This window comes from Fontimonas thermophila (genome assembly GCF_900113085.1).
In the GTDB taxonomy this organism is placed as follows: Bacteria; Pseudomonadota; Gammaproteobacteria; order Nevskiales; family Nevskiaceae; genus Solimonas; species Solimonas thermophila.
Genome location: NZ_FOOC01000007.1, coordinates 112580 through 137993 on the forward strand (window position 1 = coordinate 112580; position 25414 = coordinate 137993).

At 66.3% G+C, this 25414-nt stretch carries 24 protein-coding genes, 1 tRNA gene and 1 pseudogene; 11 read left to right on the forward strand and 15 right to left on the reverse strand.

Translation table 11 applies throughout. The features are described from left to right. Positions 1–88: 88 nt before the first annotated feature. Entirely contained in the window at positions 89–946 is an 858-nt protein-coding gene (locus BMZ48_RS08505) for a glutathione S-transferase family protein (protein WP_091533867.1), read from the forward strand. Positions 947–1022: 76 nt separating this feature from the next. Then, positions 1023–1451: a DUF3429 domain-containing protein gene (locus BMZ48_RS08510; protein WP_091533869.1), complete on the forward strand. Its 429-nt coding sequence runs from the start codon at positions 1023–1025 to the stop codon at positions 1449–1451. Positions 1452–1471: 20 nt separating this feature from the next. Here BMZ48_RS08510 and BMZ48_RS08515 read toward each other — a convergent pair whose 3' ends face one another. Beyond that, positions 1472–2332, reverse strand: a complete 861-nt coding sequence (locus BMZ48_RS08515) for a pirin family protein (RefSeq protein WP_091533927.1) — start codon at positions 2330–2332, stop codon at positions 1472–1474. A gap of 21 nt (positions 2333–2353) precedes the next feature. Then, the gene (locus BMZ48_RS08520; protein WP_091533871.1) at positions 2354–2956 is read right to left on the reverse strand and encodes an FMN-dependent NADH-azoreductase; all 603 of its coding nucleotides are present in this window, start codon (positions 2954–2956) and stop codon (positions 2354–2356) included. Positions 2957–3067: 111 nt separating this feature from the next. Here BMZ48_RS08520 and BMZ48_RS08525 point away from each other — a divergent pair, with 111 nt between their 5' ends. Next, positions 3068–3997, forward strand: a complete 930-nt coding sequence (locus BMZ48_RS08525; RefSeq protein WP_091533873.1) for a LysR family transcriptional regulator — start codon at positions 3068–3070, stop codon at positions 3995–3997. A 91-nt stretch (positions 3998–4088) separates the two neighbouring features. Here BMZ48_RS08525 and BMZ48_RS08530 read toward each other — a convergent pair whose 3' ends face one another. The 3 genes from BMZ48_RS08530 to BMZ48_RS08540 form a co-directional block, all read right to left on the reverse strand. Further along, on the reverse strand, positions 4089–5045 hold the full coding sequence (locus BMZ48_RS08530) for an NAD-dependent epimerase/dehydratase family protein (RefSeq protein ID WP_091533930.1): 957 nt from the start codon (positions 5043–5045) through the stop codon (positions 4089–4091). A gap of 5 nt (positions 5046–5050) precedes the next feature. Continuing rightward, positions 5051–5362 (reverse strand): saccharopine dehydrogenase family protein, encoded by a 312-nt coding sequence (locus tag BMZ48_RS08535; protein ID WP_091533875.1) that lies wholly within the window; start codon positions 5360–5362, stop codon positions 5051–5053. A 70-nt stretch (positions 5363–5432) separates the two neighbouring features. Next, complete coding sequence (locus BMZ48_RS08540) at positions 5433–6344, reverse strand: alpha/beta hydrolase (RefSeq protein WP_200769574.1); 912 nt, start codon at positions 6342–6344, stop codon at positions 5433–5435. Between the two features lie 74 nt (positions 6345–6418). On the opposite strand from BMZ48_RS08540, the gene BMZ48_RS08545 reads away from it, so the two are divergent. Further along, complete coding sequence (locus tag BMZ48_RS08545) at positions 6419–7129, forward strand: c-type cytochrome (RefSeq protein ID WP_159431136.1); 711 nt, start codon at positions 6419–6421, stop codon at positions 7127–7129. 352 nt (positions 7130–7481) lie between these two features. Next, a complete protein-coding gene (gene hutH / locus BMZ48_RS08550) occupies positions 7482–9029 on the forward strand; it encodes a histidine ammonia-lyase (protein WP_091533880.1) in 1548 nt (515 codons plus the stop codon). Here hutH and BMZ48_RS08555 read toward each other — a convergent pair. From BMZ48_RS08555 to BMZ48_RS08585, 7 genes are all read right to left on the reverse strand, one after another. Beyond that, complete coding sequence (locus tag BMZ48_RS08555; RefSeq protein WP_091533883.1) at positions 9023–10594, reverse strand: OpgD/OpgG family glucan biosynthesis protein; 1572 nt, start codon at positions 10592–10594, stop codon at positions 9023–9025. The genes hutH and BMZ48_RS08555 overlap by 7 nt on opposite strands. Before the next feature lie 86 nt (positions 10595–10680). Next, on the reverse strand, positions 10681–13767 hold the full coding sequence (locus BMZ48_RS08560; protein ID WP_091533886.1) for an efflux RND transporter permease subunit: 3087 nt from the start codon (positions 13765–13767) through the stop codon (positions 10681–10683). A gap of 16 nt (positions 13768–13783) precedes the next feature. Further along, the gene (locus BMZ48_RS08565) at positions 13784–14845 is read right to left on the reverse strand and encodes an efflux RND transporter periplasmic adaptor subunit (protein ID WP_159431137.1); all 1062 of its coding nucleotides are present in this window, start codon (positions 14843–14845) and stop codon (positions 13784–13786) included. A 36-nt stretch (positions 14846–14881) separates the two neighbouring features. Then, on the reverse strand, positions 14882–16261 hold the full coding sequence (locus BMZ48_RS08570; RefSeq protein ID WP_091533891.1) for a TolC family protein: 1380 nt from the start codon (positions 16259–16261) through the stop codon (positions 14882–14884). A gap of 17 nt (positions 16262–16278) precedes the next feature. Further along, positions 16279–16935: a TetR/AcrR family transcriptional regulator gene (locus BMZ48_RS08575; protein ID WP_234981577.1), complete on the reverse strand. Its 657-nt coding sequence runs from the start codon at positions 16933–16935 to the stop codon at positions 16279–16281. 99 nt (positions 16936–17034) lie between these two features. Beyond that, the gene (locus tag BMZ48_RS08580) at positions 17035–18240 is read right to left on the reverse strand and encodes an esterase/lipase family protein (RefSeq protein ID WP_091533897.1); all 1206 of its coding nucleotides are present in this window, start codon (positions 18238–18240) and stop codon (positions 17035–17037) included. Next, positions 18237–19208: a fatty acid desaturase gene (locus tag BMZ48_RS08585; protein WP_091533934.1), complete on the reverse strand. Its 972-nt coding sequence runs from the start codon at positions 19206–19208 to the stop codon at positions 18237–18239. The genes BMZ48_RS08580 and BMZ48_RS08585 overlap by 4 nt, the downstream gene beginning before the upstream one ends. A gap of 165 nt (positions 19209–19373) precedes the next feature. Here BMZ48_RS08585 and BMZ48_RS08590 point away from each other — a divergent pair, with 165 nt between their 5' ends. Together BMZ48_RS08590 and BMZ48_RS08595 are read left to right on the forward strand one after the other, a co-directional pair. Continuing rightward, positions 19374–20390: an AraC family transcriptional regulator gene (locus BMZ48_RS08590; protein ID WP_091533899.1), complete on the forward strand. Its 1017-nt coding sequence runs from the start codon at positions 19374–19376 to the stop codon at positions 20388–20390. A 98-nt stretch (positions 20391–20488) separates the two neighbouring features. Then, positions 20489–21178, forward strand: coding sequence for a hypothetical protein (locus tag BMZ48_RS08595; protein WP_091533900.1), 690 nt, complete (start codon positions 20489–20491; stop codon positions 21176–21178). 20 nt (positions 21179–21198) lie between these two features. On the opposite strand, the gene BMZ48_RS08600 is transcribed toward BMZ48_RS08595, so the two are convergent. After that, the gene (locus BMZ48_RS08600; RefSeq protein ID WP_200769575.1) at positions 21199–22152 is read right to left on the reverse strand and encodes an alpha/beta fold hydrolase; all 954 of its coding nucleotides are present in this window, start codon (positions 22150–22152) and stop codon (positions 21199–21201) included. Continuing rightward, positions 22149–23042 carry an acyl-CoA thioesterase II gene (tesB, locus tag BMZ48_RS08605; RefSeq protein WP_091533903.1) on the reverse strand — a complete coding sequence of 298 codons (894 nt, stop codon included), beginning with the start codon at positions 23040–23042 and terminating at the stop codon, positions 22149–22151. The genes BMZ48_RS08600 and tesB overlap by 4 nt, the downstream gene beginning before the upstream one ends. Before the next feature lie 99 nt (positions 23043–23141). On the opposite strand from tesB, the gene BMZ48_RS08610 reads away from it, so the two are divergent. Continuing rightward, on the forward strand, positions 23142–23429 hold the full coding sequence (locus BMZ48_RS08610; RefSeq protein ID WP_091533905.1) for a YkgJ family cysteine cluster protein: 288 nt from the start codon (positions 23142–23144) through the stop codon (positions 23427–23429). Positions 23430–23444: 15 nt separating this feature from the next. On the opposite strand, the gene BMZ48_RS08615 is transcribed toward BMZ48_RS08610, so the two are convergent. Further along, positions 23445–24392, reverse strand: a complete 948-nt coding sequence (locus BMZ48_RS08615; protein ID WP_091533906.1) for a methyltransferase domain-containing protein — start codon at positions 24390–24392, stop codon at positions 23445–23447. A 98-nt stretch (positions 24393–24490) separates the two neighbouring features. Here BMZ48_RS08615 and BMZ48_RS08620 point away from each other — a divergent pair. The 3 genes and pseudogenes from BMZ48_RS08620 to BMZ48_RS08630 form a co-directional block, all read left to right on the forward strand. Continuing rightward, positions 24491–24566, forward strand: a tRNA-Thr gene (locus tag BMZ48_RS08620). A 302-nt stretch (positions 24567–24868) separates the two neighbouring features. Then, on the forward strand, positions 24869–25084 hold the full coding sequence (locus BMZ48_RS13035) for a hypothetical protein (RefSeq protein WP_159431138.1): 216 nt from the start codon (positions 24869–24871) through the stop codon (positions 25082–25084). A gap of 48 nt (positions 25085–25132) precedes the next feature. Next, a pseudogene (locus BMZ48_RS08630) lies at positions 25133–25414 on the forward strand (transposase); the annotation flags it as partial.

Here is a 25414-nt window from a genome sequence, read left to right on the forward strand (position 1 = left end):
CTCCCATCCCGGAAGTTCAAAGATGGCGCGCCGCTTGCTTGTCACATGCATGGTTTAGGGTACCGCCGTGCCACTCAAGGAGCGAGTGATGATGCCGCCGCTGACGCTGTATACCTTTGCTGCCTCGCAATCGAGCGAGAAAATCCGCTGGGCGCTGGATGCCAGCGGCCTGCCCTATCGTGAGCGGCGCCTGACGCCTTTTTTGCATTATGGCGCGTATCCGCACCGATCCGCAGGTCTGGGGACCTCGCTGCCGGTGCTGGAAGCCGATGGCGAGATGATCGAGGACAGCACCCGGATTCTGGAATGGCTGGAGACGCACCGTGCGCCGTTTCCATTGATCCCGCAGGATCCTGTGCTGCGCACCGCGGTGATGCGTAGCGAGGCGCGTTTCGATCACATTGGCCCGCATGTGGTGCGCTGCATGTATGCAACCCTGCTGGACGATGGGGATCTGGTGCAGCGCTTGTGGTCGGTCGATGCGGGTTTCATCCAGGCCGCGGTGCTGCGCGCTGCGTTTCCGGTGCTGAGCCGTCTGTTCCGCCGTGGCCTTGGCCTCGATGCGCCGGCGCTGCTCAAGCATTCACAGGGCGTCATCGTCCGCGCGCTCGATGAACTGGATCGCATGGCCGAAGATGGGCGCCCTTATCTGGTCGGAGAAGCTTTGACGGTGGCCGACATCACTGCGGCGGCGCATCTGGCGCCGCTGGCATGTCCCGACGAGCATCCGGTGTTTTCGGACATCGAGTATCGCGATGCAATCGCGCCGTTGGTGAGCCGCTGGCAGGCCCGGCCGGCCCTGGCCTGGGTGCGCGAGCTTTATCGCCTGCACCGCCGTGTCCGGCCGCTGCGCGTGTTGACCCAGGCGCCGAGTGCCGCACAAGCCTTCCGGTCTTCGCGCCCGCGCCGTATCCGGCCGGCGGGACGATTCTTGGCGGGACGCTAGCCGGTGCGCAGGCGGCGCAAGAAGGGTGCGTGGGCGCCCGTATACTCACAGCGGGTCATTACCGGGTGTCGTTGCCATGACATTGCCGCGCATCGTTTCATTGCTGGGTTACGCGGGGTTGCTTCCGTTCATCGCCGGGCCGTTGTGGCTCACGCTGATGCCGCACACCGCGCCGGCCTGGCTCGACCACAGCTGGCTCGCCTATGTCGCGATGATCGCAGCCTTCATGGCCGGCAGTTTCTGGGGATTCGCGCTGCCGGCCTGTGAGGGGCCGGAAGGCACGATGGGTCTGGTCTTCGCGTCGGTGCTGATGATCGTCGCCTGGGGTGCGGTGACGCTGCCGTTCACCGTGGCGCTGGCCGCCTTGATCGTGGTCTTTCTGCTGCTGCTACTTGCGGATTTCTGGCGGGAGCGCACGCTCGGCTCGGTCGAAGGCTATTTCCGCCTGCGCACCGTGCTGACCGTGGGGGCGTGCGCCACCTTGATCTGGCGGCTGATGATCTGATTTTTCCGATCAATACCGGCTCAGAGCGCCAGCCGGCCGCTGCGATAATCCGCGATCGCCTGCTCGATCTGTTCGCGTGTGTTCATCACGAACGGGCCGTACTGTACGACCGGCTCGCGCAGCGGTTTGCCGGCGATCAGCAGAAAACGCGCATCGTCCGCTCCGGCGTGAAGGGTGACGTGCGCGCCGTCGGAGAGCACACCGGCGGCAGAGCGCGGCAGCACCTTGGCGCCGATGCGCACACTGCCTTCATAGGCATAGACGAAGGCCTGGTGGCCCACGGGCAATGCGGTGCCGAATGTCGCCTGCGCCGGCAGTCCGACGTCCAGGTAGAGCGGATCGGTGGTGATTGTCCCGGGCGCGGGATTGATCGGTCCTGCCACCCGACGGCCGTCGAGCATCGCGGTCCCGGCGATCACCTTCGCCCATCCGCCGCCGGATAGCGCGACCGTCGGGATGTGTTCGGCCGCAATGTCGCGATACGCCGGCGGCTGCATCTTCTCGCGCGCCGGCAGGTTGATCCACAACTGGAAGCCGCGCAGACGTCCGGACGTCTGTTGCGGCATCTCCGAATGGATCACGCCGCGACCGGCGATCATCCACTGCACGTCGCCGGCTTTCAGTTCGCCGACGTTGCCGAGATGATCCTCATGGCGCATGTGGCCGTCGATCATGTAGGTCACGGTCGTAAAGCCGCGGTGTGGATGCATCGGGAAGCCGGCGATGTAGTCGTCCGGATGCTCGGTGCCGAACTCGTCGAACATCAGGAACGGATCCAGGCGCAGCGCAGGCGTCGCGCCGAGGCTGCGCCGCAGCTTGACGCCGGCCCCATCGGAGGTTGTGACGCTGGGGATGATGTGGACGAGTTCGCGGGTATCCATGAGCATCTCCGGTGGCGGCGGTCAGGCCGCCAGACGTTCGATCGTCTGGCGTGCCGCCTGCAAGGCCTGTTCGCGCTCGGTTTCGCCGATGTTCAGGCCCTCGGCATAGACGAAGGTCAGATCGCGGATGCCGAGCAGGGCGAAGAAATCGCGGACATGGCCGGTTTGCGTGTCGCGCGCCGTGCCCTGGTGATACCCCCCGCGCGTGGCAAAGATATAGACCTTGCGATCGCCGATCAGCCCTTCCGGGCCTTGAGGGGTATAGCGGAAGCTGACCCCGGCGCGGGCGATGTGGTCGAACCAGGCCTTGAGCGGCGAGGGGATACCGAAGTTGTACATCGGCAGTCCGAGCACGATGGTGTCGGCCGCTTTGAGTTCGGCGATCAGCGCATCGCTCTCGGCGACGATCGCTTGCTGCGCCGGCGTGCGTTCCTGCGGCGGTGTGAGAAATGCCTGGAAACGCTCCGCGGTCAGATGCGGCAACGGATGGGCCGCAAGATCCCGCACGATGACCCGGGTGTCCGGATGGCGGGCGCAATAGGCGGCGACGAATGCGCTGGCAAGCTGCGACGACTGGCCGTTTTCCAAATAAAGACTGGTGTTGATCTGCAACAGCGTGCGCATCTTCAAGACTCCAGAAAATCAGGGGAGCCGTATTAAACGTTTGCCGTTTTGAATATAAAAGCGCAAAAATTCGCGCTTATCGATCGATTTATTCGATTCTTCGGGCGTGATGTGACGAACACCCCTCGGATTTCCCTGGAACAGTGGCGCGCCCTGGTGGCCGTGGTGGAAGCCGGCGGTTACGCCCAGGCGGCGCAGCGTCTGCACAAGACCCAATCGACGATCACCTATGCGGTGCAGAAGCTGGAGCAGCGGCTCGGTGTCAAGGTGTTTGCGATCCAGGGGCGCAAGGCGGTGCTGACTGCCGCTGGACAGATGCTGTACCGCCGCGGCCGCCGCTTGATCGAGGAGGCGGCGCAGCTCGAGCAGGCCGCACGCGCGCTCGGCTCCGGCTGGGAGGCCGAGCTGCGTCTTGCGGTGGACGCGATTTTCCCGACCTGGCTTTTGCTCCAATGCTTTGCCGAATTCTCGGCCGAGCATCCGGACACGCGCATCGAGCTGATCGAATCCGTGCTCGGCGGGACCACCGAGGCGCTGGTCGAGGGGCGGGTGCAGCTTGCGATCGCATCGGCCGTGCCGACGGGCTTTCTCGGCGAGGTGCTGATGGAGGTGCCATTCGTGCCGGTGGCTCATCCCGAGCATCCGCTGCACCAGCTCGGCCGGCCGCTGACGCTCGCCGATCTGCGCGCGCACCGCCATCTGGTGATCCGCGATTCCGGGACCCAGCGCGAGCACAATCCAGCCTGGCTGGGCGAACGCCGCTGGACGGTTTCGCACAAGGCCACGTCCATCCGCGCCGCCTGCATGGGCCTGGGGTTTGCCTGGTACGCCGAGCCCATCATCCGCGATGAACTCACCGCCGGCATGCTCAAGCCACTGCCAATGGCCGGCGACAGCGGCCGGCGCGCCACGCTATACCTGATCCACGCCGATCCCGATACGGCCGGCCCCGGTATCCGCAAGCTCGCCGGCATCATCCGCAGGCGCGTGCAGACCTGCATCGACGAGGGACACGCGCGCGCGCCGATCCCAGGCGGCTAGGAGCACGCAGGGCGACAGCCGATCGGCCGGCGGCGGCGCGACGCCCGGCGGGATCCAGCGCGGCGCTCGCGCCGTGCCGATCATGGCGGCTTCATCGGTTCCAAGACGCGGCAGTGCCGGTAGCCCGTGCCTCGACGGCGATCGCGCAGAGTCCCTGCGCATAGCGCGTCACCGGAAAATCGGGGAAGCGGCGCTTGAATTTGTCCGAGACGAAAACGTGATCCACCGCATAACGCGGCAGAAGTTCCGCGGCGTCGCGGATCTGCGCGTCGAACAGACCGGCGAGATGGAACTGCCAGCGCCGCACCACGGTGTAGCGCGGTGCAACCCCCAGCGCGGCGGCGGTGCGTTCGACGAACCCGCGGTAGGTGAGGCGCTCATCGTCGCAGGGCAGATGCCAGGTCTGGCCGTAGGTATCCGGTGCGTTGCCCAGCCAGGCCAGCGCGCGACTCGCATCCGGCGTGTAGATCAGGGTGCGCAGCGTATCGTCGCGCAGCGGCACCTTGGCAGGCCGCCCGCGTTTGAGGGGATCGATGACCATGCGCTGCGTGATGCTTTGCGTCAGCCCCGGACCGTAGAATTCCGGCGCGCGCCCGATCAGGGCGGTGATACGCCCTGCCGCCATCGCTTCGAGCAGCATCGTGGCCACCGCAGCGCGTACCCGCCCCTTCTCTCCATGTGGTGCGAACGGCGTGTCCTCGGTCAGCGGCGCTGCGTGCTGCGGGTACATATAGGTATTGTCGAAGAACACTAGCCTGGCGCCATGGCGGATGCAGGCATCGATCACGTTGCGCATGATCACCGGCCACTGTGCGACCCACCGCTGCGTGTCCATCGGCAGCCCAGCGGTCAAATACACAACCGCTGCGCCGGCAACGGCCGTGCAGGTCTGGCTGGCATCGAGCAGATCGGCACGGTGCACCTGATCCGTGTCGTTGACCCTCTGCGGCTGGCGGCTGACCAGGCGGATCTCGCGCGTGAACTCGCGTGCGAGCACGCGGGCCAGTTCCCGACCGATCTGACCGTTTGCGCCGAGGATGGTGTGCATGCGCGTCACGATACCTGCATCGGCCCGCATCCAGGGAGGCGGGTGACGAGATCTGCGCCGCACAGCCTGGCCGGGGTGTATGCATCGCCCGCAGGTTTGTGGTGCATCAGGTGCTGGATCACGGTCAGTGCAGCGGTCACGGTCAAGCTGTAAACGTTCTCGGTGCGGATGCGCGCGGTTTTGATCGCGCCGCGGGCGTTGCGCGCTTCGCTCCAGACGTATGTGGGCTGCTTGGAACGGGTGGCTTCGTCGGGACCGTTCACGATCTTGCCGATGCGGGCTTTCAGGAAGACCTGCACGACGGGGATGGCCAGCAACGGGCGCAGGAATCGCGCGCGCCTTGTCTCATGTACCAAGGTGGGTTGACGCGCATATCTGTGCTATCGATCAGCGCGCCGGTACGTGCCGGCGCAAAAACGCAAGCTGATCGCGGATCACGCGTTCGAAGCCATCGCCGACGTAGATGTCGAAGTGACCGTCGGCATAGCACTGGATCTCCCCGCGCGGTGCGCGCCTGGCGTGGCGCAAGCTGGTTTTGGCTGGCGCAACGCTGTCGGTGTTGCAAATGCAGAACAGCACTGGTGCCTTGATGCGCGAGGCCATGCGTCCCGGGGTGTAGCGGATGATGTCGAGCGCGATGCGCGCGGCGACTGTATCGGGAATCGTGGCCCCGGGCGGTACGAGTGCGCGATAGCCAGCCCAGACATCCGGTGCGTTCATCAGCGCCGTTTCGCCGGGACGGCCAGCCAGCGGCACCATGAGCGGCGCGGCGCCCAATGCGGCACCGATGCGGTCGCGCAAGGCGCGCACGCTCACACGCAGCGCCGTGAGCGGCTGCATCGCCAGGCTCGATGCCAGGCCATCCGTGAATGGACACTGCGAGATCACGGCGGCGATCCGCGCATCTTCGGCCGCGACGACGAGCACATGACCGCCAGAGAATGATGTGCCCCAGAGGATGACCTGATCTGGCTTGACTTCGTCCAGGGTGCGGGCATATGCGACGGCGGCTTTCCAGTCCGCGAGCTGCTTGCCGATGTCGAGCAGTTGGCGCGGTTCACCCTCACTGTCGCCGAAATGTCGATAGTCGAAGACGAGGCAGGCATAGCCTGCGGCAGCGAAACGTTCGGCGTACGCAGGCAGACGCATGATTCGCGTGCCGCCGAGGCCATGTGCCATCACAATCACCGGGAAGGGACCCGATCCGGGTGGCCGATAGAAGCTGGCCACGCAGCGTTGGCCGCCGGAGACGAAGCTGACGGTAGTCGAATCAATCGGACTGTGTTCGTGACGGTTCATGTTCCGATCCGAGGAGAGGATTGCCGGCGCCATCATGCACGATGCCACGGATCGCGTTCTCGACCTTTGCCGACATGACGCTTGACACTTTACGCCATGGGGCGACCCTTGCACCGGCGCGTCGTAACGCGGGCGCAAACACGGCAGCGCTGGATATTTATCGGCTCCACCGGCATGTCCAGCAGGCAGCGGCGCAATACGAGGCCGAGCGCGGACCTTGGCCGCAGGTCTCCGATACGTGCATCGGCTGCCACGGTGTCAACGGTCGTCCACTCAATCCGCATTATCCGCCGCTTGCGGCACAGCCGGCGGCTTATCTCGCCGCGCAACTGCGCGCCTATGCCGAGGGGCGTCGCGTGCATCCGATCATGAACGCGATGGCGCGCGCGCTCGACGATCACGAGATCGAAACCCTGGCGGCGTTTTTTGCGCGTCAGCGTGCGGGCGATCCGCCGGTTTCCCGTCTCGATCCACTATTGCTCGAGCGGGGGCAGCAAATTGTCGAGGCCGGTGCCTGTACTACCTGCCATGGCGAGAGTCTGTCGGGCCGCGATTCCATTCCGCGCATCGCCGGACTTGGATATGACTACGTACTCAAGCAGTTGGACGCTTATGCCGCTGGTACCCGGCGGGATCCGTCGCAGGCCATGAATACATTGGCTGCTTCATGGACGCCGCAGCAACGCCAGGCCATTGCAGCGTTTCTGGCGAGCCGCTCGGCCCGGGATTCGACCGCGCCAAGTGAGCGCGGAGAACCGCAGAAGTCGAGTTCTCCTCAAATCTAGACGTGTTTGTGTACCGGCGCTGCCGGTATGCCGGGCCGGGTGTACACATCAGTCGCCAGCAACCCCCCCAAGCGCGGAACAGGGGGAGCTCCTCATGACAGGGCTGGTCAGGACGGCTTGAATGAAGCCCGGTATTGCCCGGCGGCCGGCCGTGGGGGCCGGTCGTGCGCGGTGATGCCACACGCGCGGAACGCTGGGGTTCCGGCGTGTCCCGGTTGAGCCGAGGCTGCCGCCATGTCGATCAAGATCCCCGACGCAGAGCTGACGCCAGCATCCGAGTGGTGGGCCGGACGACGCACCACAACGCGCGGGCCTGTCCACGCGCAGCGGCGTTCCCGGCCGGAGTTCCGGCATGGCTGAGTGGCATCTGCGTCCGGGGCATCTGACGCTCGGCGAGCTGCGTCATCTGCTCGGCGGGCGTGTGCGCCTGTCGATCGAGCCGGCGTTCTGGCCAGCAGTCGAGGATGCGGCGCGTGCGGTGGCGCGAATCGCGCTGCGCGGCGAGCCCGCTTACGGCATCAACACCGGCTTCGGCAAGCTTGCCAAGGTGCATATCCCCGATGCGCGGCTCGATGCGCTCCAGTGTCATCTGGTGCGGTCGCATGCCGTCGGTGTCGGCGCGCCGCTCGACGATGCCTGCGTGCGTCTGGTTCTGGTGCTCAAGGCCGCGAGCCTGGCGCGCGGAGTGTCGGGGGTACGCCGCGAGATCGTCGAGGCGCTGCTGACGCTCTACAACACCGGGGTGCTGCCGCTGATTCCGGCGCAGGGCTCGGTCGGAGCTTCCGGCGACCTGGCGCCGCTTGCGCATCTGACGCTGGTGCTGATGGGCGAGGGCGAGGTGCGTATCGACGGATGCGTGCTGCCGGCAAGAGAAGGTCTGGCCCGGGCTGGGCTTGCGCCGCTGCGTCTTGCGCCCAAGGAGGGGCTTGCGCTGCTCAATGGCACGCAGGTGTCGACGGCGCTGGCGATCCGCGCACTGTTCGAAACCGAAGACCTGTTCGCCGCCGCGATCGTCGCCGGCGCGATGTCGGTGGATGCCGCGCGCGGTTCGGATACGCCCTTCGACGAACGCATCCAGGCGCTGCGCGGCCAGCCGGGGCAGATCGAGGTCGCCGCCGCTTACCGGCGGCTGCTCCAGGGCAGCGAGATCCGTGCCTCGCACCGCGTGCAGGATGACCGTGTGCAGGATCCGTACAGCCTGCGCTGCCAGCCGCAGGTGATGGGGGCCTGTCTCGATCTGATCCGCAACGCCGCGCGCACCCTGCTGATCGAAGCCAACGCGGTCACCGACAATCCGCTGATTGTGGATGGCGGTGAAGTGCTCTCCGGCGGCAATTTCCACGCCGAGCCGGTGGCCTTTGCCGCCGATACGCTGGCCTTGGCGATCGCCGAGATCGGCGCGTTGTCGGAGCGACGCATCGCGCTGCTGATCGACGCGACGCTATCGGGCCTGCCGCCGTTTCTGGTGCGTCACGCCGGCCTCAATTCCGGGTTCATGATGGCGCATGCCACCGCTGCGGCGCTGGCGTCCGAGAACAAACTGCTCGCGCATCCGGCCAGCGTCGACAGCCTGCCGACCTCGGCCAACCAGGAAGACCACGTCAGCATGGCGACGTTTGCCGCGCGGCGCCTGCTCGGTATGTGCGAGAACACGCGCCGCATCATCGCCATCGAGCTGCTCGCCGCTGCCCAGGGCGTGGATTTCCATGCGCCGCTGCAGACCTCCGAGCCGCTGCAGGCAGTGCATCTGGCGCTGCGCGAGCGCGTTCCTTTTCTGGAAGAAGATCGTGTGCTCGCGCGCGACATCGAAACCGCAGCGGCGTTTCTCGCCAGCGAGGCGCTGACGCCGATGGTCGCGGAGCTGCTGCCGTCCTGGAAACCGGAGTGGCGTGCTCAGTAGATGACGCGCTCGGCCTGCGGCGGCGGCTGCCACTGGTAGATCCAGGTTTCGCTCAGCGCATGCGCACCGCTGCGCAGGTACAGGCGCAGGTCGATCGGCTCGGTCGAGGTATCCGGCGGCACGATGTCGAACAGCGCGCGCCAGCCGCCGATCGGCGTCAGCGGACGGGCGGACACCAGCTCGATGCGTCCGCGCGAGGCGCTGACCACGGCCTCGATCCGGGCATCCGGTCCGTACAGGTCGAGCATGCCGCCCGCGAAGTCCACCGCAAAGCGCCATGAAAAATACGTGCGCTTGCGGCCGACGACGCCGCCCAGGCCGGTGCCGGTCGCGCGCACGGTGGCGAGCGGCGGGTGCACCGGCGGCTGTGCGCCCCAGTGCAGGCGGTAGGCGAACAGCAATTCCTCGCCGGGTTGGGTTTTGTGCTCGGGGTTCCAGAACGCGACGATGTTGTCGAAGGTTTCGTCCACGGTCGGGATCTCGACGAGCTGCACCGCGCCCTTGCCCCAGCCGTGTCTGGGTTCGACCCACAGGCTCGGCCGCCGGTCGTACCAGACCCCGTCGTCCTGGTAATGGTCGAAGTTGCGGTCGCGCTGCAGCAGGCCGAAGCCGCGCGGGTTGTCGTCGAAGAACGAGTTCACGCGCACGTCGCGCGGGTTCACCAGGGGGCGCCAGATCCACTCGCCGGCGCCGGTCCACAGTGCAAGACCATCGGAATCGTGGATCTCCGGGCGGAAGTCGTAGGCGTAGCGGCGATCGTTTTCGCCAGTCTGGTACATGCTGGTCAGCGGCGCGATGCCCAGGCGCTCGATCGGTTTGCGCGGGTAGAGGGCGGCATCCACGTCCATGACCAGCGTTTCGCCAGGGCGGATGCCAAAGCGGTAGGCTCCGGTGATGCTCGGTGAATCGAGCAGCGCGTAGACGACGAGTTCGGTGGCATCCGGCCGCGGACGCTCGATCCAGAACACACTAAAGCGCGGAAATTCCTCCGGACGCGGCAGGCCGGTGTCGATGGCCAGCCCGCGCGCCGACAGGCCGTACTGGCGCGAGGCGCCGACCGCGCGGAAATACGATGCACCGAGAAAGGCGGCGATGTCGCGGGTCCAGTCCGATGCATGATGGATGCGAAAGCCCGCATACCCCAGATCCTTCGGCAGCCGTCCGAGCTTGAGTCCGCGCGTCTGGAATTGACGCGGGTCGTAGTCGATGTGGCGCACCTGATCATCGGCGATCTCATAGATCTGCACCGGATGCTTGAAGAACAGACCGGGGTGGAACATCTCGATGCGAAACGGCAGGTTCTCGCCGTACCACAGCCCCTTTTCGCGGATGAACGAGAGTTTCTGATAGTCGTCCCACGAGATCTTGTCGAGCGATTCGGGCAGCTCGTTGCGCGGTTCGACATAGGCTTGCGCGGCGAGCGCACGTGCGCGGCCTTTGAGCGCGGCGTAGTCGAAGGATCCGGATGATGCCGCGGCGGCGTCATCCAGGCGCAGGAAGGCGGCGGTCGGCAGGCCATAGACCGAAAGGGCCGCGGCGGCGCGCAGCAGTTCACGACGGTTCATCAGTGTCCGTATGGATTCCGGTGGGAATGGCCACCATCTTAATACGGCGTGCCGATCGGTTCTGCGCGCCACGCCTGGGGGTGTGTTCAGGCGGTCTTGATCTCCAGCTCCGGAACCGCGACGCCGCTGCTGGCCTCCGGGTCGAGGTGGGGCGGGAGCAGCATGTACATCACCGGCGTGACCAGACGGCCGATCAGGGTCGAGGTGATCAGGCCGCCGATGATGACCCAGGCCATCGGCGCATACAGGGCCGCGCCTTGCACGGCGAGCGGCAGCAGCCCGCCGATCGCCGTGGCCGAGGTCAGCAGGATCGGCAGGAAGCGGATTTCGCCGGCTTCGACGATCGCTTCCATCAGCGGGCGCCCCTGCTGGCGTAGCTGGTTGGTGAAATCGACGAGCAGGATCGAGTTTTTGATCTCGATGCCGGTGAGCGCGATGAACCCGATCATCGCGGTAAAGCTCAGCGAATTGCCGGTGAGCCACAACATCAGAATGCCGCCCATGACGCCCAGCGGCACGACGGTGGCGACGATCAGCGTCGATTTGAAGCTGCCGAATTCGAGCACCAGCACGGCGAGGATGCCAAACGCGGCGATGAGGATCGCGGTGCCAAAGCCGGCGAAAATGTGCTTGCGGCTTTCGACCTCGCCGGCGGCGACGAAGCGGTATCCGGACGGCCAGTCGCGGGCCGCGATGCGGTCGAGGATCTGCTGGGTCACGCGCTCGGTGTTGTAGCCGGATTCGGTATAAGCGGTGATGACGACGGCGCGCTCGCGGTCACGGCGGTAGATCAGCGGCGGTGTTTCGACCAGGTGCGGCGAGGTGAGCTGGGCTAGTGGCACCTGCGCGCCAGAGGCGGTGCCGACGTGCAGGCCGTCGAGCGCGGATAGCGTCGGCCGGCCCGACAGCGGTGCGCGCAGTACGATCGGATAGCTGTCGCCATCGGGTTCGCGGAACTCGCCGGCCTCGATGCCGGCGACGGCCAGGCGCACGGTTTGATCCAGTTCCAGCGGCGCGATGCCGAGCATGCCGGCCTTGGTCGTGTCGATGCCCAGATCCAGATCCAGGCGCGCGCGGCGCTGGTTGTTGACGACGTCGCGCGTACCCGGCGTCGCACGCACCAGCGCTTCGACCTCGGCGGCCATTTTGCGCAGCACGTCGAGATCGCGACCGATGATGCGGATCGCGATCGGCGCCTCCATCGGTGGGCCGTTCTCGAATTCCTTGACGATGATTTCGGCACCGGGAATCGCGTCGAGCTCGGTGCGCAGCTCGTCGAGCATGCGCCGTGTCTTTTTGCCTTCAAAGGCCTTGAGCTGCACGAACACATCGGCGACGTGCGCGCCGTACTCGCGCTGGAACACGTTGTAATAAATCTGCGGGTTGCCACGCCCGAGATTGGCCATCGTATGCACGATCTCCGGACGCTTGTGCAGGATGTCCTCGACCTGGCGCAGCACGGCGTCGGTGCGCGTGATGCTGCTGCCATTGGGCAGGGTGATCTGGACGAGGAACTGCGGCGTATCGGCTTTGGGGAACATGCTCATGCCGATCAGCGGCACCAGCGCAAAGCTCGCGGCCACGGCCAGCGTGGACAGCGCGACCGTGGTCTTGGGGCGGGCCAGCGCCCGGCGCAGCAAAGGCGCATAGACGCGGTGAATCAGACGCAACAGGCCACGCAACAGGCGATTGTCCTCGTGCGTGGTCTGACGGGGCAGCACGCGCGAGGCGAGGAAGGGAATGATCGTCAGCGCCACGAACAGCGACGCAGCGACGGTGAACGCCACTGCCGCCGGCAGCGAGCGGATGAACTTGCCGGCGTTGCCCGGCAACATCAACAGCGGCAGGAAGGCGAACAGCAACGTCGCCGTGCAGCCGACGACGGCGAGCGAGATCTGGCGCGTTGCGAGCATCGCCGCCTGGTCGCGCGTGTAGCCCATGCGCAGGAAGCGGGCGATGTTCTCGGTGACGACGATGGAATCATCAACCAGCAGGCCGAGCGCGACGACGAAACCTGCGATCGATAGCTGGTTGAGGGAAAAACCGGTGAGATAGAGGGCGGCGATGCCGGTGAACAGCGACAGCGGAATCGACACCATGACGATGCCGGCGGCACGCAGGCCGAGCGGCAGCAGCGTCACCAAGACCAGCACGATGGCGATGATGAAATCGGTGGTGAGCCGGTTGAGGCGGTGCCGGACTTTTTGCGACTGGTCGAAGCCAACGGCCAGTTCGATGCCGGCCGGCAGCTCGGTCCGGAACTGATCGACGACCTCATTGATCGCGGCCTGGGTGACGAAGATGTTGTGCCCGGGCTTCTGGTTGGCCGTCACCCAGACCGCCCGCCGGCCATCGAAACGCGCCGTGTAATCGAGCGGTCCGTGGTCCCAGTCGACGCGGGCGACGTCGCGCACGCGCACGATGGCATCGCCACTGCCGGCGATCACCGTGTCCCGTACCTCGTCGAGCGACTGGTAGCTGCCGGTCGTTTTCAGATTGAAGCGGCGTGGTCCGATTTCGACCGCTCCGCCGGGTACGTTGGTGTTGTCAGCAGTGATCGCCTGCAGCACCTGGGTCGCGCGCAGATTCAACTCGGCCAGACGCGCGAGATCGAGTTCGACGCGCAGCTCGCGTTGCGGGAGTGCCCAGGTCTCGGCTTCGCGCACGCCGGGGATGCGTTCGAGTCTGTCCTTCAGTTCCTCGGCGGTGTCTTCGAGCGCGTGCCACGAGGCTGTCTCCGATACCAGTGCGAGTTGCACGATATTGACGTGCCCCGGATTGATCTTCATGACTTTGAGGCGGGCGAGCCCCTCCGGCAGCACAGGGCCGAGGGCACCGATCTCGCGGTTGATCTCGTCGTACTTTTTCTCGACGTCGACGTGCGCCTCGAATTCGATGCGCACGATGCCGAGCGAGTCATCGGAAGTCGAGGACATTTCCTTGATGTCGTCGAGCGTGTTGAGCGCATCCTCGATCGGCTCGACGACCCGCCGCTCGACCTCCAGTGCGTTGGCGCCCGGATAGACGGCGATGATCTGGAACGCCGAGATCGGGAAGTACGGGTCCTCGGTGCGCGGGATGTTGCGCCACGACGAGACGCCCATTGCGATCAGCAACAGGAACACCACGACCATGAACGGAGTGTTGCGGACCGCGAAATCGGAGATACGCATGGTGCGAAACCGTCGGTTACTGCACGACGCGCACGGCGTCGCCGTCATGCAGGTAGGCTGCGCCGTCGGTGACCACGAGACTGCCGGCGGGCAGCGGCGTAGCCAGTGCTGCCCGCTCGCCAGCGATGAAGGCGACCGGCACACGCCGTTCACTCACTTTCTGCGTCGCGCCATCGTAGAGGAATAACAGCATGCTCTCGGAGCGACCCTCGACCAGCGCGGACAGTGGAACGTAATCGAGCACGTCCGGGCCGCCGCCAACGCCGATCGTGGCGCGGCCGATGAGTCCGGCAGTGAGCGTAGCGTCGGCAGAGTCCAGCGCGATCTCGACCGGGAAGGTGCCGGTGCGCGGGTCGGCGGCGCCGCCGCGCAGGCCGACAGTGCCGGAGAATTCGCGCTCCGGCCAGGCGTCGAAGCGCACGCGCGCGGTGTCGCCGAGGCGCACGCGCACGAAATCGCGGTCGGGCAGGCCGAGTTTGAGCACCCAGCCTTTGTGTCCGTAGCCGACTTGCAGCACCGGCTGTCCGGCGCCGACGAGCTCGCGCGGCTCGGCAAGGCGGCGCAGCACGCGGCCATCCGCGGGCGCGACGATCTGGGCATGGCGGCGGTTGAATTGCGCAGCCTCGAGCTGTGCCCGGGCGACGGCGGCGGCCGTGGCCAGATCGTCGAGCTGGGCCTGGGTGATCACGTCTTCGGCGAACAGCCGACGTCCGCGTTCGTAGTCGCGCTGGGCCTTGTCGTGGGCTTCGCGCGCTTGCGTGACGGCGGCGTCGATCTCGGCGGTGTCCAGCGTCGCCAGCACCTGCCCGGCGCGGATGGCCTGCCCGGCCTGCACGTGGATCTCGCGGATGATGCCGCCGATCTTGAAGGCGAGCCGTGCCTCGTCGGCAGGCGCGAGCAGGCCGCTGGCGACGATGGGCGGTTGCGCCGGCCCTTTTTCGACGGCGGCGACGCGGACCGGGCGCGGCGGCGGCTCGGCGGTCGGCGGCGCTTCGGCAGAGCAGGCCGTGAGTGCAGCCGCAAGCCAGAACACCGCTGCCGTGCGGATCGCCCTGGCCGATCGGCGGCTACGGGTCATGGGGGACAGGGAGCACCCGGTGGCATGGGGCATGGCTTACTCCGGAACAGAGGCAATCAGTGCGGCTGGCAGCGGGAATGCCGCGCGCGCGAGTTCGAGTTCCGCGGCGCGGTCGAGCGCGGTACAGCGCGCGATGGCCAGATTCAGGCGCGCCTCGGTAAGGGTGCGCTCGGCATCGAGGAATTCGATGTGCGAGAGGCTCGCTGCCGCGCGCTTGCGTTCGGCGATGCGGAACACTTCCTCGGCGGCGGCAAGCCGCGCCTGTGCGACGTCGATCGCGCGCAGGGCGAGTTCGAGGTTCTCGGCCGCGGCGCGGTGCGCGAAGTCGAGCTGGTCGGCGAGTTCGCGCCGCTGGGCACGCAGGGCCTCGGCCTGCGCCAGTGCCTGCCGGCGTTGCGCCGCGCGCGCCTGGAAATCCCAGATCGTCCAGTTCAGCACCAGCGAAACGGTGCCGAAATCGTCGTCGCGACCGAAGTGGTAGTCGGTGCCCTGATACCCGTAGTCTGCGGCCAGTACCAGGGTCGGCAGCAGGCTCGCATCGGCGGCGCGCCGGCCGGCATCGGCCGCGGCGATGGAGCGGTCGAGCTGGCGCAGCTCGGGCCGTTCGGTGCCGGCGGCCGGCAAGGCCGAGGGACGTTCCAGTGTTTCCGGATCGGGCAGCTCGAGCGGCGCATCCGCCGGGCGGTCGCGCAAGACGTTGAGGCGGCGGCGTGCCTGCGCCGCCAGTACTGCGGCTTCGTCGCGGCGCTGCAGGATCTGCAGGCGCTCGGCCTCGGCGCGCAGCACGCGGTCGCGCGTGGCCTTGCCGGTGTCCACCAGCGCCTGCGCGACGCGCAAATCCTCGGTGAGCAGCGCGGCGCTGGCATCGAGGATGCGGGTGGCGGCGCTGGCCTGGATGGCGCCGTAATAGGCGCGCTTGACCTCGCGCACGAGCACGCGCACGTAGGCTTCACGCTCGGCCAGCCGCGCGTCGAACAATGCCGCCTGCGCGTCGGCATGCGCCCACAGCCGCGGCGCGAACAAGGGCGCGGTCAGGGACAGCTTGGTTTCCTGCTCGCGCTCGCGCAGCAGGGCGATCGACTGGTTTTCCAGTTGCGGGAACACCGGGGGCTCGCCGCGCTCCTGCAGAAAGCGGTTGAGCGTCGCATATACGCCGTTGAGCAAGTCGCCGGCGGGAAAATCGATGGTGCGGCCGCCCTCGGCGCGGGTGTATCGCGCGTTGAAAGCAAGGGTCGGCAAGCGTTGCGCACGCGCGGCATTGGCCGCCTCGGCGCTGGCACGGGCGTTGGCGGTTTGCGCCTGCAGCGCCGGGTTGTCGCGCAGTGCCTCGTCGAGGTAGCGCGCCAGCACCGGATCGGCCTGTGCGGGAGTCGCGACGGCGCACACGATCAGCAGACAGCACACGCAGCGGAGCATGGCGGTATTTCTCCGGATCAGGCGCTTTTCGCGGCGCGTGGGTGCAGGCCGCGCATGGCGAAATCGATCGCGTATTCGGCAAACCGCGCGGTACTGATGCCGACTTGCGAAAAGAAATGTTTTTTGCTGTGCATGAGCTGGATCAGCCCGTGCGTGAACGCCCACAAGCTCAGCGCCGCGAGCAAGGGATCCTCAAGATCGGCGCGGATCGAGCCATCGCGTACGCCGTGCAACAGGCAGTCCACCGTGACCTGGTGGACGGCGCGGCCGCAATCGATCAGGTGATGTTCGAGCGAGCCTTCGACAACGGTTTCCGGCGCACGCGCTTCGAAACGTGACAGCGCCATGAAGTAGCACGGGAATTCCTCGGCAAACGCCATATAGGCGCGGCCCAGGGCGACGACCTTGTCATAGCCGCGTCCTGCACTCGCGGCGGCGCTGAGGAAACGCTCGTGCAGCAGACGCAGGGCGCGTTCGCAGACTGCGCAGTGCAGCTCGTCCTTGTTCTTGAAGTACAGATAGACGAGCGCGCGGGATACGCGCGCGACCCGGGCGACTTCCTCCATCGTCGCGGCGTCGAAGCCGGCGTTCGCGAATACGCGTTCGGCGGCGTCGATGAGGGTTTCGCGGCGCTGTTCTTTCTCCTCGGCCCGGCGCTGTTTCAGGTCGCTCATGATGTCAATCTGACACATTGTCAGTTGATAGACAAGTGTCTAATCATGGCCCGGGATGCGGCGTGCTGGCGGCGGTCGGGATCGGCGCGGGGCGGTTGTTCAGCCGCCGAGGATGCGGCGCAAATGCGCGTAAACGGCGGGGTGGTTGAGCAGTTGCATGTGGTGCAGTCCGCACAGCGACACGGTTTCGGCGTCGGCCAGTTCGGCGGCGAGGCTGCTGGGCGTGGGCACGAGTCCGTCGCCGAGGGTTTGCGCGAACCAGGTGTCCGTGGAGGCTCCCAGGCTGCTGCCGATGAAGCAGTAGCGCACCTGCGGCACGCGGGCGACCGGTCGCGCGGGGCGCCAGCGGCGGGTTGGACCGTCGCGCCAGTCGGCGTCGGAGGTCGCGCCGTACTTGAGGTCGCGGATGCCGACCGCGCGTGCCTGCAGCAGGCGTGCCCACGGGCGCGAGAGGGCAAACGGCATCAGCACCTGGGTCAACCCATCGACCGTCCGCTCCAGGGGCGCGCCGCGGTGTGGCGAGCCGAGGCAGACGAGGTAGCGCAGCCGGGTCGTCCAGACGTGACCTTTCGCATGCGCATGCGCGGCGGCCGCGCGGATCACCAGACCGCCCATGCTATGGCCGACCAGCGCGAGGGTTTCCACCCGCACCGGCCAGGCGTCCACCAGTTGCGCCAGGGCAGCAGCGAGGCGGCGCCCATTCGAGGAAATGTGCAGGCCGGTGTTGTAGCGCACGTACAACGGGGTGTACCCGAGATCGTCAGCCAGACGGTCGCCATAAGGCCGTGTCTGCGGCTGTGCGGGGTCGGCGTAGAGCCGCCAGCCGTGTTCGGTGCAGGCCAGTCCATGCACGAAGACGACAAGTCGGCTGCTCGCCTGCGGGAAGGCGCGCGCAAGAGACGCGCGGTCGAGCGCAAGGCGCTGCCCATCGCGGTAAAAGCCCAGCCGCGGCATCAGCGGGTTGCGCCGGCGCAAGGCGTGGTCGCCGACGAAACCGGCCAGTGCGCCGGCGATGACGTCGCGCGCAACCGGCGGCGCAGCCGCCGGCATCTCGATGCGCCGCAGCACGGCGCGGGCTGCGCCGAACGCGGCGGCGCCAGTGATGCGCACGGCGGCATAGACGCCGTCGGTGATGCCATCGTGCAGCCTGCGCGCAAGACCGCTGGCCGGCAGCGCGGCGACGGCGCGCCAGGGCAGGTCGGCGATCGCCCGGTGGAATTCGTGGATGTGGGCCGTGATCCGGTCGAAGCCGTCCCCCGCGAGATCCACCGCCCCGCGCAGATCGGATGGCTCGGCCGCGCTCATGAGCGTGCCGGCGCGGTGGACCAGCGGTTGGCGCGGCGGAAGGTGCCGAAATCATTGAAGCGCACGCCCATCTCCCGCATCACCGCGTGCGCCTGCGGCGCCGTCCACTGGCGGATGTAAAACGGCTCCTTGACGACGAAGTGATGGATGGCATGCGTGGAGCCGAAGTTGAAGCAGAACAGTTGGGCGGGCAGCAGCCACCAGGGGTTGAGAACCTGGGTCTGCTGGATCACGTTGCCGTCCTCGACGTCGCCGAAGTAGTGCATGTTCGAACTGACGAAGTGCAGGCAGAAGCTGCGCAGCAGGTTCGGGCCGATCCACACCACCATCAGCGTATTGATCCACGGCTGTGCGGCGAGCGTGCTTGCCGACCAGGCGATCTCGGTGCCGAAGGCGGCGGCGACGGCGTTGGCGGCGTGAAAGCCGAGGAAGCTGTACCACAGCCCCCAGTGGATCCACCCGAGCGGGAAGTAGGCGATCAGCCCGCCGACGACGAGGAACAGGCGCTTGCGCGGCGACGCCTGCGGCAGGCGCAGCAGGATCGCGAGCGTGGCGTCGGCGGTCATCAGCAGGCGGGCGATGCCCCACGGCCGGCCGTTGGTAATGCCCTGTTCCTCGATGTCTTTGGCGGTGCCGGAGTACTTGTGATGGTCGAAATGCAGCTTGCGGCGGATCCACGGATTGATCGTGCTCGGCCGTGCCAGCCAGGCCAGCGCCAGCATCAAGTGATGCCAGAACGGCCGCTTGCGGAAGTACATCCAGTGAATCAGGTCGTGTTCGAGCTCGTGCGTGAACGAGGCAAAGATGGCCACCACCGGGATGCACAGCCAGGCCGGGATCAGTCCGGCGATGTAGGCCCACGCAGTGCCCGCCATTCCGGCCAGCGACAGGAGCAGGATCGACATGCCGATCGCATCCTGATGGCGCAGCCACGGATGGCGGCGGCGCAGTTCCTCGCCGGCCTGCATGATCACGGCCTTGATGTGGGCGGTTTTCTGTTCGTCGCTCAGCGATGCGCTTGCGCCTGCGGCGTTGGACACAGCATGCTCCTCTTGGACAAGAATTCGGCCGGGTCACTCTAGGGGAGCGGTTGCGCCAGTGCCTGGCCGAGCACGCCAAGCGTTTGACCGACGATGCCAAAGAATGCGACCGCGCTGACCAGCTGGGCCAAGGCCATCCGCAAGGCACTCGATGCCGGCGGATACGACAGTCTGCGCCTGTTCGCGCAGGCCGGGCTGGACATCGCCGCGCTCGATGACCCCAATGCGCGCTATCCGGTCGCCGGGACCACGCGGCTGTGGCAGCTCGCCGTGGATGCGAGCGGCGACGATGCCTTCGGGCTGACCGTCGCCCGCCATGTCGGTCCCACCACATTCCATGCGCTCGGCTATGCGCTGAATGCCAGCGCGACGCTGCACGAGGTCTTCGACCGCATGCTGCGTTACTTCGCCGTCGTCACCGACGTGGCCGAGCTCGAGTTCGGCGAGGCGGCGTCGGGCTATCGGTTTGCGATGCGCGTGCCCGACGGTGGCGTGATTGCGCCGCAGGCGGTGGATGCCTTCGCCGCGCTGATCGTGCGGCTGTGCCGCGGTCTGCTCGGCCGCCGCGAGTTCTCTCCCCAGCTCGTGCGTCTGCAGCGCGCCGAACCACGCAACCGTCATGCCTTCGAGAAAGTGTTTCGCGCCCCGCTGCAATTCTGCGCTCCGGAAAACGCCTTGTATTTCGACCGCGCCGTGCTCGATACGCCGCTCGAAGGCGCCAATCCCGAGCTGGCGCGTCATAACGACGAGATCGTGCAGCGCTATCTGGCGCGGCTGCAGCGCGACGATATCGTCACCCGTGTGCGCACGGTGCTGACCGATCTACTGCCGCACGGCGAACCCAGTGCGGCGGCGGTCGCCGCGCGGCTGCATTTGTCCGAGCGCAGCCTGCAGCGCCGTCTTGCCGGTGCACAGACCAGCTTCAGTGCACTGCTGCGCGATACCCGTCACAGCCTGGCGCGCAGCTATCTGCGCGAGCCGCGCCTGAGCATTGGCGAGATTGCCTACCTGCTCGGGTTTGGCGACATGAGCAGCTTCACGCGGGCGTTCCGGCGCTGGGAAGGTATCGCGCCGAGCGAATTCCGCACCCGCGCATGCCGTGAGCTTTGAGGATGCCGCCGCCCGTCGGCCGGGAAACCACGGCGCATCGGTGCTGGTCCATGTTTTGCACAATCAGACCGTGAGGTTCTTGTCGCAGGAGGTCGATCATGCAGGCACCGGATTTTGCCCAGCTCGGCTATCCGCCGTTCGATGCCCGGGATCTCAAGTTTCTGTTCGAACACTTCCCCGTGGCAGGCATCGATCCCGACCAGGCCGTGCAGGCGGTGCACGAGCGCCCGACCACGCTCGAGTCCCTGCTCGAGAGCGACTACGTGTTCGCCGCCCTGCGTGACCAGACGACGCTCTGGCTGGAAGTCTCGCCGCGCCTGTTTTTCGACGTGCTGCTGCGCCGTGCGCTGCCCGGCCGGCGGCAGGCGCTGGAGCGGCAGACCATCCATTACCTTGCCAACCTGCTCGCCCTGTTCACCCGCACCGAACGGCTCTACCGCGTGCAGCCGGACGAGGAGCGCCGGTTCTTCTATCTCGTCGATCTGGTGCAGGAAGCCGCGCGCGCGGATGCGGAACGCGGCTTCGTCGTGTATTCCCACATCGGCAACTACGCGCTGTTTCTGGCCGGACTGTGTCGCGACTGGATCGACGAGCGTCATCGCTACAAACATCGTCCGGTGACGCTGGAGTACTACTGCAAAATGGGCCAGTCGTACTACTTCACGGCGTCCCAGCACCGCATGGCCGACCGGCTGGGGCTGCGCGAGGTTTTCCGCGAGCTCGCCAGCCGCTTCCACTACTACCGCGACGGTCTGGAGCGGATGAACACGGAATTCATCCGCCACTGACCGCCCTGGGGTTTGCGCGCTTACAGCGCCTTGCGGAACGCGAGGTAGTCCCGTGCCGTCTGCCTCGGCGCCTCCAGCATCGGCAGATGGCCGATGCCGGGCATGATGATGAGCCTGGAGCCGGGCAGCGCATCGTGCAGGATCTGCGCGCCGCTGACGTCGAGCACTTGATCTTCCGCGCCCCAGACGATCAGGCTGGGTGCGCGCACCTGCGGCGCAATCTCCTGCAGAGGCTGTGACTGACCGTGTAGTTGCAGAAAGATCGCGCTGTGCAGCGCGTGGTCGCGTACCGCGCGTTCGGCCAGCACCTTCTTGACGCCGTACGGCAAAAACGGCGGATCGGCCATGGCCATATCGAGCAGATGCGCGAAATCTTCCGGTTTGTCGATCACCAGCGGTGATTTTCCGGTTTGGGCGAAGGTTTGCAGCATCGGGCTGGGTTTGGCGGAGCTGACGCCGCCGGGGGCGAGCAGCCACAGGCTCTGGGCCTTGTCCGGGAATCGTGCGGCGTACGCAGCGATGATCCAGCCGCCCATGGAACTACCGCCGAAATGCGCCTGACTCACACCGAGCGCACCCAGGATCTGGTCGAGTCGCTCGGCCTGATCTTCGATGCGGTAAGTCACGTCCGCCGGCTTGCTGCTCTCGCCAAAGCCCGGCAGATCCGGAATGATCACGCGGTAATGGGCTGTCAGATGCGCAGCCACCCGTGTGAAATTGTCCTTGTCGGCGCCAAAGCCGTGTACCAGCACGAGCGGCTCGCCGCTGCCGCCTTCCAGATAGACGATATCGAAACCCGGAATCGACACGGTCTTGCGCTGCAGATGTGCGGCGTGGCGCTCCAAATCGGCTGCGAGCGCTGCGCTGCGCTCCGGCGCGATGCGGTCGAACACCGCCAGTCCGGCCACGGCAAGTACGACCAGCCCCAATACTCCCCAGATGAAACGGCGCATGTTCCAAGAACCTCCGGTCATGAAGAATGTGTAGTGTGCATGTCTGCCCCGATCTCGCGCATCAGGCTCTCCTGCGCGACGCTGGCGACGAGCCGGCCGGAGCGGTCGAAGATCAGCCCCCGCGACAGGCCGCGCGCGCCCTGCGTCGTCGGCGCGTCCATGCTGTAGAGCAGCCAGTCATCGACACGCACGTCGCGGTGGAACCACAGCGCGTGATCGATGCTGGCGACGACCATCGTTTCTGAAAACCACGAGCGGCCGTGCGGGCGCAGCGCCGTCGATAGCAGGTTGAAGTCAGAGGCATAGGCGAGCACGCAGCGGTGCAGCATCGGATCCGCCGGCAGCTTGCCGGCTGCGCGAAACCAGATCTGCTGCTGTGCCGGCTTGACCTCGGGCGCGAGCGGGTTGTACGGATCCACCGGTTTGAATTCGATGGCCAGCTCGCGCGTCAGTGCGTGGAATACACGGTCTGATACATCCGGTGTGTTCTGCAGCCATTGGTCATTGAGCTCGCGCGAGCTGACCAGTTTCTCCGGCGGCGGGACCGTTGGCATCGCGATCTGGTGTTCGAGCCCCTCCTCGGGGCGCTGGAAGGACACGATCATCGTCAGGATCGGCTGGCCGCTCTGGATCGCCTGCACCCGCCGCGTCGTGAACGAGCGACCGTCGCGCACCCGGTCCACCTCATAGACGATCGGCAAGGCCATATCCCCCGGACGCAGAAAGTACGCATGCAAGGAATGCGGAACCGCTTCGCGCACGGTGCGGCCGGCGGCGACCAGCGCCTGGCCGATCACCTGACCGCCGAATACGCTCTTGCCGCCCAGATCGCGCGACTGGCCGCGGAACAAATTGACCTCGAGGGTTTCGAGATCGAGCAAATTCACCAGATCCTGCAGAATGCGATTCATGGCCACGCAGTGCCCCAGAAACCAAACAAGGGTAAATGATCCGCGCGCATCGGGATTGGCCGCGCCGACAGGCGGGCACGGCGCAATGGCAGCAGCGGCATGAATTGCCGTAGCCACTGCGGCGCCTGCTGCATTGCGCCGTCCATTTCCTCGCCGATCCCCGGCATGCCCGGAGGCAAACCTGCGGGTGTGCCCTGCATCCACCTCGACGATGAGATGCGCTGCAGGCTCTACGGCGATCCGCGCCGCCCGGCCGTGTGCGCCCGGCTTGCGCCGAACCCCGAGATGTGCGGCGATACGCGTGAGCACGCGCTCGTATTCTTGCGCGACCTCGAACGCCTGACGCAGCCTGCTGCGCCGCATGATGGCGCGGTGTTCTCGTCATGATCCAGGCAGCCCGCGTCACAAGCGCCCGCGCAGACTGTCCTGCGCTTGCTCTGCGATGACGCGGCCATCGCGCAGCAAGCGCGTTCTCCACGTCACGCGCACGCCCACTTCGATGCGCGTGTCGGACATCAATGTCAGCTCCAGCGTGTCCCCGGGCGCAAGCGCAACGGTGTCGAGCAGCGGCAGATAAATCTGTTCCCAATGGGTCGGCGGCGCGAACGGGGACGTGGACAGGGCGATGCCGGGCACCAGCTCGGCTTCCCACCACAGCGCAAAACCACGGACTTCACGCGCGGCGAGCGCTTGCGCCGGCCAGCGCAGCGTGCACTGACGGCGGCTCGGCGGCGCTGCGCGCTGTGGATGCAGATCGAGATCGTCCCAGCATCGTGCCGCCGCCGGACTATCGCCCAGATCCTGCGGCAGCACCGTTTTTACAAACATGTTGTTGAGGCAAACCGTGCGCGCCGGCGTGAAATCGAGCGCATAGCCAATGCGTGACCATACATCGATATCCACCTGCAGCCGGTCGCTCAGCACTGGCGCTACGAACTGGCGCAGGCGTGCCGGCAGCAGCGTGCCGCCGGGCTTGAGGAAGCGGCGGGCGTCAATCGCCGTCTCCAGAAAACCCTCTTCCAGCGCATAGTTGCCGAGCGTCTCCGTGACAACGATATCCACCGACAAGCGCCGCCTGACCTCGGCCGAATGCGCCTTGATGAAAGTCAGCCCATCGATGCCATTGCGTCGCGCGAGCTGCTCGGCCAGATCCAGCGTGTCCGCATACTCAATCAGCGTGCAGGACCTTGCCCCCAGCCGCCGCGCCAGAAAGCTGAGAAAACCGGTGCCGGCACCGATGTCGAGCACCGTACTCACCCCGGGGTGGATCACGGCCTTCAGCGCGGCGTAAAACGCCGCATTGCGCTGCGCATCGCCGAGCAATTTGCGGTGCAGTTCGATTTCACTCATGACATGCGGCCGTAGGTACGTGACCCGATGGACATATTGTCCGTGCCGGTAACCAGGGATGCGAGTTACACGCCCGCCTCGGCTACAATCGCGGCTGCGCCGACATAGCTCAGTTGGTAGAGCTACTGATTTGTAATCAGTGGGTCGGGGGTTCGAGTCCCTCTGTCGGCACCACCTGATTTCTTCTGCGCCTGCACGATCACACCACAATCGTGCCTTCGCAATCTCTCTACGAACTCAACTCGCCCTCAACCGGTGCGTCGGCCCACGCGGCGCGCCGTCGCATGTCATCGAGATTTGGATTTGCTGCGCCGCACAACTCGGATAGGGGCTTTCACCCAATTTTGTTGCAGATTCTTGACGCACTTCACAGGCGAGGACTAGTCTGCGGCCGACGCTGTAGATAACGCCAACTGCCGTTCGTTTACGCGAGCGTCTTTGCCGTTGGACCGTCTCGTTCTCATGGGAGTGAACTGATGGATATGAAGTCGAGGCGTAAGCATTCCGGAGATGTTTTCCTGCGGACTGCGATCGCTGCTGTGATTGCCAGCACCTTCTCGTCTGGCCACGTCTTGGCGCAGGAGCAAGGAGAAGACAAGAAAGACGAAGCCACCAAGCTCGATACCATCGAAGTCACCGGCTCGCGCTTGACGCGAGCGGCTGTCGAGGGCGCGACGTCCCCCCGCCTTTGAGTAGCACGGCGATCTGGAGTCCAATCCCCAACGACAAGGAGATTGGACGTGAAGAAGCGTTTTACCGAAGAGCAGATCATCGGCTTCCTGCGTGAGGCGGAGGCCGGCCTGCCGGTCAAGGACCTGTGCCGCCGGCACGGCTTCAGCGAAGCCTCGTACTACCTGTGGCGCAGCAAGTTCGGCGGCATGAGCGTGCCGGAGGCCAAGCGGCTCAAGGAGCTGGAGGCGGAGAACACCCGGCTGAAGAAGCTGCTGGCCGAACAGATGTTCGAGAACGACGTGATCAAGGACGCCCTGCGAAAAAAGTGGTGACCGCACCGGCCAGGCGCG

What these genes read in the sequence shown, in the direction of transcription:
- BMZ48_RS13035 (WP_159431138.1), top strand. Translation starts at nt 24,869, where the DNA reads ATGGATATGAAGTCGAGGCGTAAGCATTCCGGAGATGTTTTCCTGCGG.
- BMZ48_RS08580 (WP_091533897.1), bottom strand. Translation starts at nt 18,240, where the DNA reads ATGAGCGCGGCCGAGCCATCCGATCTGCGCGGGGCGGTGGATCTCGCG.
- BMZ48_RS08545 (WP_159431136.1), top strand. Translation starts at nt 6,419, where the DNA reads ATGACGCTTGACACTTTACGCCATGGGGCGACCCTTGCACCGGCGCGT.
- BMZ48_RS08555 (WP_091533883.1), bottom strand. Translation starts at nt 10,594, where the DNA reads ATGAACCGTCGTGAACTGCTGCGCGCCGCCGCGGCCCTTTCGGTCTAT.
- BMZ48_RS08590 (WP_091533899.1), top strand. Translation starts at nt 19,374, where the DNA reads ATGCCAAAGAATGCGACCGCGCTGACCAGCTGGGCCAAGGCCATCCGC.
- hutH (WP_091533880.1), top strand. Translation starts at nt 7,482, where the DNA reads ATGGCTGAGTGGCATCTGCGTCCGGGGCATCTGACGCTCGGCGAGCTG.
- BMZ48_RS08520 (WP_091533871.1), bottom strand. Translation starts at nt 2,956, where the DNA reads ATGCGCACGCTGTTGCAGATCAACACCAGTCTTTATTTGGAAAACGGC.
- BMZ48_RS08510 (WP_091533869.1), top strand. Translation starts at nt 1,023, where the DNA reads ATGACATTGCCGCGCATCGTTTCATTGCTGGGTTACGCGGGGTTGCTT.
- tesB (WP_091533903.1), bottom strand. Translation starts at nt 23,042, where the DNA reads ATGAATCGCATTCTGCAGGATCTGGTGAATTTGCTCGATCTCGAAACC.
- BMZ48_RS08615 (WP_091533906.1), bottom strand. Translation starts at nt 24,392, where the DNA reads ATGAGTGAAATCGAACTGCACCGCAAATTGCTCGGCGATGCGCAGCGC.
- BMZ48_RS08585 (WP_091533934.1), bottom strand. Translation starts at nt 19,208, where the DNA reads ATGCAGGCCGGCGAGGAACTGCGCCGCCGCCATCCGTGGCTGCGCCAT.
- BMZ48_RS08595 (WP_091533900.1), top strand. Translation starts at nt 20,489, where the DNA reads ATGCAGGCACCGGATTTTGCCCAGCTCGGCTATCCGCCGTTCGATGCC.
- BMZ48_RS08560 (WP_091533886.1), bottom strand. Translation starts at nt 13,767, where the DNA reads ATGCGTATCTCCGATTTCGCGGTCCGCAACACTCCGTTCATGGTCGTG.
- BMZ48_RS08530 (WP_091533930.1), bottom strand. Translation starts at nt 5,045, where the DNA reads ATGCACACCATCCTCGGCGCAAACGGTCAGATCGGTCGGGAACTGGCC.
- BMZ48_RS08575 (WP_234981577.1), bottom strand. Translation starts at nt 16,935, where the DNA reads ATGAGCGACCTGAAACAGCGCCGGGCCGAGGAGAAAGAACAGCGCCGC.
- BMZ48_RS08600 (WP_200769575.1), bottom strand. Translation starts at nt 22,152, where the DNA reads ATGACCGGAGGTTCTTGGAACATGCGCCGTTTCATCTGGGGAGTATTG.
- BMZ48_RS08610 (WP_091533905.1), top strand. Translation starts at nt 23,142, where the DNA reads ATGAATTGCCGTAGCCACTGCGGCGCCTGCTGCATTGCGCCGTCCATT.
- BMZ48_RS08540 (WP_200769574.1), bottom strand. Translation starts at nt 6,344, where the DNA reads ATGAACCGTCACGAACACAGTCCGATTGATTCGACTACCGTCAGCTTC.
- BMZ48_RS08565 (WP_159431137.1), bottom strand. Translation starts at nt 14,845, where the DNA reads ATGACCCGTAGCCGCCGATCGGCCAGGGCGATCCGCACGGCAGCGGTG.
- BMZ48_RS08515 (WP_091533927.1), bottom strand. Translation starts at nt 2,332, where the DNA reads ATGGATACCCGCGAACTCGTCCACATCATCCCCAGCGTCACAACCTCC.
- BMZ48_RS08505 (WP_091533867.1), top strand. Translation starts at nt 89, where the DNA reads ATGATGCCGCCGCTGACGCTGTATACCTTTGCTGCCTCGCAATCGAGC.
- BMZ48_RS08570 (WP_091533891.1), bottom strand. Translation starts at nt 16,261, where the DNA reads ATGCTCCGCTGCGTGTGCTGTCTGCTGATCGTGTGCGCCGTCGCGACT.